This is a genomic window from Pseudovibrio sp. Ad37, assembly GCF_001623075.1.
Classification (GTDB): Bacteria; Pseudomonadota; Alphaproteobacteria; order Rhizobiales; family Stappiaceae; genus Pseudovibrio.
Genome location: NZ_LMCF01000012.1, coordinates 321,051 through 327,287 on the forward strand (window position 1 = coordinate 321,051; position 6,237 = coordinate 327,287).

Genomic DNA, 6,237 nt, shown 5'->3' on the forward strand with positions numbered 1-6,237 from the left:
GATAGGGTATCAGCCAACCGCCTTGGCTGTTTTCGCTGGGCGGTAAAGGAACCGGTTGAATGCGTCCTCCGGCATCATCTGGATGAGGCGACCAATCAGCGCCATGGCTGCAACGCAGAACACAAAGCGCCCAACCAGTGCGCCGGACCAGTGCGCGCCAAACGCCATCATCACCAGCGGATCCTCAATCAACCCATGGCAAATGCCCATGAAGGAAAGCGACAGCACCACATCGCGAGAGGATAACTTGCCTTCCTGCGCTTCTTTGATGATGAGACCACCACCGTAAGAAAGCCCAAGCAAAACACCAACCATGGTGATCGGCGTTGCCGCCTTGCTGATGCCCATGAGGCGCAGCAATGGCGAAAGCAGCCAGCCAATCAGGTCAGTGATCTTCAGCAGTTCCAGAAGCTTCAGGAAGATGATCAGCCCCATGATAATCCAGAACATGGTGAAGAGCAGCGACGCACTGGAATAACCCCATTGCAGCCATGTCTCTTCAATCGTTGGCGCGAAAGGCAGCCAGTCAAGCTGGATCGGCTGCTGCAGCCAGCCACCCGCAGAGTAAAACAGGTTCAACACCATGCCGTAGGTGATGCCCACCACGAAACGCAGGCTGGAGGAAAACACAAAGCTGATCCCGGCACGGCGGGAGATACTCTGCTCCAGAGGCAATGCATGGGCGATCAGCACCACAGAAAGCAGCACGGTCACATCAGCAACACTCAGCGACACCAGTGGCAAAATAGTCAGCATCACAGCGACGGCAGAATAGGTGCTCACCAGCAAGCCAACAGCAAGAACAAGCCCCGTTGCAGCAGGCAGACCCATCAGGCCCATCAGCGGTTCAAGCGCAACACCCAGATAATCAACCAGCCCTAATTCCATCAGAATGCGCATAAGGATCATCACAGGAACCATGGTCTTGATCATGATCCAGAACAGGCCGACGGAGTCTTTTGCAATTTTTTGACAAGCGGCGGAGAAGCTTTTCATTTTGACAAACCAGAGCTGCGCGCGCTTTGTCTTGCTCAAAGCACTGCAAGTGAACGGAGGTTGGGAAAATCAAAAGGGTCGGGCCCCTGCTGCATTGCCCAGCAAAACTACTAGGATATTTCAGGTTTTGAGGAAATAGTATTTTACTCAACCCATCCACTTTAAATTCTCAAAGGAACGTTTGCACGTGGGGAAAGACCTGCGAAGTTTTCGGTTTAGTCTTTCAGAAAAACCAAAGCGAACAGCCTCGCTTTTGTCACCTCCAGTTCTGCACTGCTTAACTAACGAAAGACCTCTTCCTTTGGAGCTCAGCCGTTTTGCATTAGCGTTTTTCTGAACAAAAGCAGGTGACAAAAATGGCCGGGAAAACCCTGAAGACCTTTAAGAACCTTTCTGATTTCCGCAGTGGCTTCTCTGATCTCAAACAGAAGATGGACCACAAACACGGCATCCACCTGCTGGATATTACTAAGTTTGATAAGGAGCTGGGCAATAAGACCTTCCTTGAAAAAAGCTATGAGGCCGCCGTTGAGGATACCCCAAAGGTATCCAAAGTCTCTGAAGCGCATGGAAAACTCACGCGGCTCAAAAACTCACTGGAGCGCGAAAGCAGCGGTTTTGAGGACCTCGATAAACTCTACAACAAGCTGGTTGCTCAGCTGAATGAGGCAAGCAAGAAAAACAAAGGTGACGTCAAAAAACTCAGTGAAGACAAAGAGTATGATGAAGCCCAAGCCAACCTCCTAAAGCTTGCACCCCATTGGAAAAAAGCTAGTAAAAAGCGGAATGACTTCCGGAAAGCCGAACGCGAACTCGCTGGCCTCGACAAAAAACTCACGGAAATCAAAGCTGAAACCTCAAAGAAATGCCCTGTTGAGGTGAAACGGGACTCCAAGAAACTCCTCTTGCTTATCGCAGGCGACAAGGTGGTCGAATACTCTATGAAACATACAAAGTAGACTTCACCCCAGGCACCAATCCCTGAGTTACTTCAGCACTGGCCGCAAAAATTGGCGGTCATACTGATCAGCCCCACTTGAGTGGTCCGGTTTGAAAGTTAGTGCATGACTGACCTTTGGTCTACTGGAATGATTACTTCAGGAGCCGGTGGGCGGAAGTTCAGCGCACTATGGGGGCGTTTGGTATTGTAGTGTATCCTCCACCTTTCGATGATTATTTGGGCTTCACGCAACGAGTAAAAGGTCTCACCATTCAACAATTCGTCTCGCATTCGGCCGTTGAAACTTTCACAGTATCCATTCTCCCAAGGTGAACCGGGTTCGATATAGGCGGTCTTGGCGCCGACCGCTTTAATCCAATCTCTAACGGCCTCGGCAATGAATTCAGGACCGTTATCCGACCTTATGTATGAGGGCACACCACGTAGGATAAACAGGTCAGTCAGCGCGTCGATAACCTCAGTCGAGTTCAGCTTTCGTTTTACGCGGATCGCCAGGCATTCCCGGCTATATTCATCCAAAATATTGAGTGTTCTGAAAGCCTTACCATCGTCGGTCCTGTGATGCACAAAGTCATAGGACCAGACATGATTGCGATATTTGGGCCGCAGCCGAACACATGATCCGTCGTTCATCCACAGCCGCCCTTTCTTCGGTTGTTTCATCGGAACTTTCAGCCCCTCGCGTTTCCACAAACGCTCAACACGTTTGTCATTCACCTGCCAACCAGCCTCTCTCAACAAGGCCGCGACCCGTCGGTAGCCATAACGACCGTACTGGCGCGTCAACTCAATCATATCTGCGATTAGACGCCCTTCATCAGCGCGGCCTTTCGGCAGCCGCCGCTGTGTAGAGCGGTGCTGACCCAAAACGCGACAAACACGCCGCTCAGACACTTTTAACTGGCAACGCACATGATCAATGCAGGCACGGCGACGCGAAGGGCTTAGAAGTTTCCCGAAGCGGCCTCCTTCAAGATCAGTTTATCCAGCGTCAGATCCGATACGGCGCGGCGCAGACGCTCATTCTCCCTCTGTAACCGTTTCAGTTCCTTAAGTTGCTCTGTGCCCATTCCACCGTACTTTTTCTTCCAGCGGTAATAGGTTTGTTCAGTAAAACTGATCTGTCTGATTGCATCAATCCGGGGCATGCCTTGCCCCATCAGAACTTCAACCTGCCGTAACTTCACAACAATATCTTCAGGTTTGGGGCGCTTGATAGCCATCTATGGTCCTCCGGTTTCCTAACTATAGGCGTGGACCACTTAAATGGGGGAGGCTCACTCCTCTATTGTACAATCATCTCTTTAATGGTTGAGCAAGTCGATTGCCATGTTTTTTCTTTTGCAACATAGTTGTACCCCTTTAAACCCAACCTCTTACGCCTCTCTTCATCACATAATCTAAGCATCACGTTGGAGATTTCTGTACAGTTTCCAGGCTGAACAACTTCTGCATTCTGCACCCCACCCACCAATTCAATTAAAGCCGGTAATCTTGAAATTATAACTGGTTTCCGTGCTGCCATTGCTTCTAATGGCTTCAAGGCAGGAATGATCTTCGTGACTGCAGTCTCTACTCGTGGATAGACAAATACGTCGCATAAGCAATAATATTGATTAACTTCAGAGAAAGGTATTCTACCCGTTAAGTGTACAAACTCCGAGATGCCCAAGCTTAAAGTTAATTCACTTACGACGCTTGAGCAAGCGCCGTCTCCAACGATGACAAGCTTACAGTCGACACCTGTATCTAGGACCATTTTAAATGAGTGTAGAACGTCCTCTAAGCCTTCGTATACTTCTAGAGAACCGATAAATCCGTAAACGACTGTATTGATACCGATATTTAAATGGTGGCGCATCTCATTTGATTGTAAGGGCACATCAAATTTTTCCAAATGAACACCATTGGGAAGAAGTTTGATTTTTTCTGCTTGAACTCCTCGGCTAATGAGTTCGTCTTTTAAAGGAGACGAAATTGCGAAGATTGCATCTGATGCATTTGCGACAAGTGTTTCTAAATTACGAGATAAGTTAAAACGATCTGTTTGCTCCCACCCTTGGATCTTTGCGGCAGACGTGTATTCCCATAAACCTCTGACGTCATATATGAAATCAATACCTAAGTGTCTAGATGCTATGAGTGCTGGCAGCGCGTTCACGTAATTGGAACCAGCAACAACATATTCTGGAGTTTCTGTTTTTAACACCTCAATCAATTTTGTTGCTGCTTCTTCAACAAAACGCAGTATTCCTGACCCGCTAATGTTAGGTCCGCTAATATGTCGATAAGTCACATTCTCAATTTCGTGTATATCTTTTACGTCATGAAGATTTCTGCTGTCTGCTCTGTCCCAAGGATAACCAGGCCGTGTAATGCAAACGACGTCCGTTCCTGACCTCGAAAGTTCTTGCAAAATACTATGTGTACGAGTTGCATATCCAGATGTATGGAAAGGTACACAAAGATGTGAGATGTATGCAATTTTTTTCTTTTTATATTCTGTTCTTCTAATTTGCTTGTTTATGAGTGCGAAGCCATTTTTAGAAATAGCTTCTTCGTCAAAAATCTTCTGGACTTTGACATCGTCCGTGCTTGGACCGGATAAACCTAATGCTGACAAGTGCTTACTAGCAGAATTTATTGAGCCGCCGTCATACATTAGTATTGCAGCTCTCTTCTTTAGATTATTTTTCGTTGCGATCCTATATGCTTCTTCTGCAAACCTTCGTGTTTTACTAGACGAAATCTTTAAACTAACTCGAGAGGCTTCAATGAGTAAATGTGCAATTTCATTATCTGACTTATTTTTTGACTTTAAATGTTCATAGATATTCTCTGTTTTACTAAGAATAATTTCCAAAATTTCATCATCAAATAGATGAGGATTAACAGCATCTTTGTGTGAATTTAACTGATATTTTTTGTAGGCCTTGTTAAGGCGATACAAGCGTAGTGGTAGCAGAAAGGCCGACTTCAGTGAATTACGGGAATCAATTAACAGTGAGCCAGCTTTATAAGCGACAGTCGTTTTCATGTAATCTGTAAGAGTTTGAACTTCTTTCATTATACTGAGGCCACCCACGCCACAATTCCGATGAGCAATAGCTTCAAACTCAAGAACTTTATATCTAATACTTCATTAAGTTCCGAAGCACCTTGGACGCAATATAGGCGTGCCATTAGTTTCCTACTTCGACGTGATTTAAATCTTCTTTGAGCTGCGCTTATATATCCTCTTAATCGGTTATTTGGGTTTCTGGATATTCTATCAATCTCTTTTTTCCTAAAAATAAAAAAATTATGGGGATCAACGGAGACTAAACTGGCATTAGCAAGCGCATCATCATACATAAGCCAATCTTGAGAAGCCCTGACATTATGGAATGGCAGACTTGTTACAATGCGGCGGTGGAATGTGACGCCTCCTAATGGGCCAATCCGATTGACTAAATACTGCAACAGCTTAAGCCTAGGGATATTTTTGCAAATCTTTGATAGTCTTTTTGCATCAATAAAAGTGACTTTTCTATTTTTCTCATCAACCACAAGCCTAGACGTTATGAGTACATCTACGCAGGTATTTTTTTTGAATATTTTATATGTCAATTCTAGCCAATCTGGACCTATTAAGTCATCAGAGTCATGAAAATGTATAATGTCACCTTGGCTATGTGAAAATCCCACCTTGCGCGATAAATTTGCTCCGATACGCTTTGGATTGCGAAGTAGGATCAGATCAATGTTTCGGCATTCGTGATAAATGCAAATTTCAGCTAGTGAATGATCATCGACAATTATTACTTCAACTTTGCAGGTGTTCGTGGCAGCCTGCGCATCAATTTGGGATACAAGCTCGGTTAATGATAATTCTCTCTCAAATGTAGGTATAATGATACTAATCTTCACAAGACTGCAGATCCTCTAAGTTCTTTAACTTTTATATATATTGAGGCAGCCAAAAGAACAAACGAAAACACCAATACTCACCCATTAACTTATCGCCGTTCTGAATTAGAATTTTTATATGGTTTTACCGACGTGGTAGAAGATGTTGGGTTCAATGAAACTTATTTAGCTATTGATGGAGAAGGCAAGTGATTGGTGAATAGTTTACACCGGAAGTGAGCCTCCCCCATTTAAGTGGTCCGCCAGAGGTGGTTCCGTTTATTTGGACAGGTGAGCGTGTTTTATAAGTGGATCCGCTCCGATTACGCAGCAGCTTGAGTTATGTGCTGCGGGTGGGTGCAGTAAGCCTGATCCGGGGTGTTCCAGTCAAG

At 45.5% G+C, this 6,237-nt stretch carries 5 protein-coding genes; 1 reads left to right on the plus strand and 4 read right to left on the minus strand.

What is annotated here, in order from left to right; all coding sequences use genetic code 11:
• Nucleotides 1-9 precede the first annotated feature (9 nt).
• A complete protein-coding gene (locus PsAD37_RS03605; protein ID WP_208991662.1) occupies nucleotides 10-996 on the minus strand; it encodes a nucleoside recognition domain-containing protein in 987 nt (328 codons plus the stop codon).
• Nucleotides 997-1,352: 356 nt separating this feature from the next.
• Between PsAD37_RS03605 and PsAD37_RS03610 the strand changes: the two genes are divergently transcribed.
• Complete coding sequence (locus PsAD37_RS03610; RefSeq protein ID WP_063294948.1) at nucleotides 1,353-1,955, plus strand: hypothetical protein; 603 nt, start codon at nucleotides 1,353-1,355, stop codon at nucleotides 1,953-1,955.
• 98 nt (nucleotides 1,956-2,053) lie between these two features.
• Here the strand turns inward: PsAD37_RS03610 and PsAD37_RS03615 are convergent.
• From PsAD37_RS03615 to PsAD37_RS03630, 3 genes are all read right to left on the minus strand, one after another.
• Nucleotides 2,054-3,180 (minus strand): IS3 family transposase gene (locus PsAD37_RS03615; protein WP_153039666.1). Its coding sequence is split into 2 segments (ribosomal slippage): nucleotides 2,054-2,916 and nucleotides 2,916-3,180, totalling 1,128 coding nucleotides; the frame shifts between segments, so codons are not numbered across the junction.
• A 62-nt stretch (nucleotides 3,181-3,242) separates the two neighbouring features.
• Nucleotides 3,243-5,024, minus strand: a complete 1,782-nt coding sequence (locus tag PsAD37_RS03625) for a glycosyltransferase family 4 protein (protein WP_063294950.1) — start codon at nucleotides 5,022-5,024, stop codon at nucleotides 3,243-3,245.
• Nucleotides 5,024-5,866, minus strand: coding sequence for a glycosyltransferase family 2 protein (locus tag PsAD37_RS03630; RefSeq protein WP_063294951.1), 843 nt, complete (start codon nucleotides 5,864-5,866; stop codon nucleotides 5,024-5,026). The genes PsAD37_RS03625 and PsAD37_RS03630 overlap by 1 nt, the downstream gene beginning before the upstream one ends.
• Nucleotides 5,867-6,237 lie beyond the last annotated feature (371 nt).

Excerpts from the sequence above, each read along its gene's own strand:
- PsAD37_RS03605 (WP_208991662.1), bottom strand. The coding sequence starts at position 996 with ATGAAAAGCTTCTCCGCCGCTTGTCAAAAAATTGCAAAAGACTCCGTC.
- PsAD37_RS03610 (WP_063294948.1), top strand. The coding sequence starts at position 1,353 with ATGGCCGGGAAAACCCTGAAGACCTTTAAGAACCTTTCTGATTTCCGC.
- PsAD37_RS03625 (WP_063294950.1), bottom strand. The coding sequence starts at position 5,024 with ATGAAAGAAGTTCAAACTCTTACAGATTACATGAAAACGACTGTCGCT.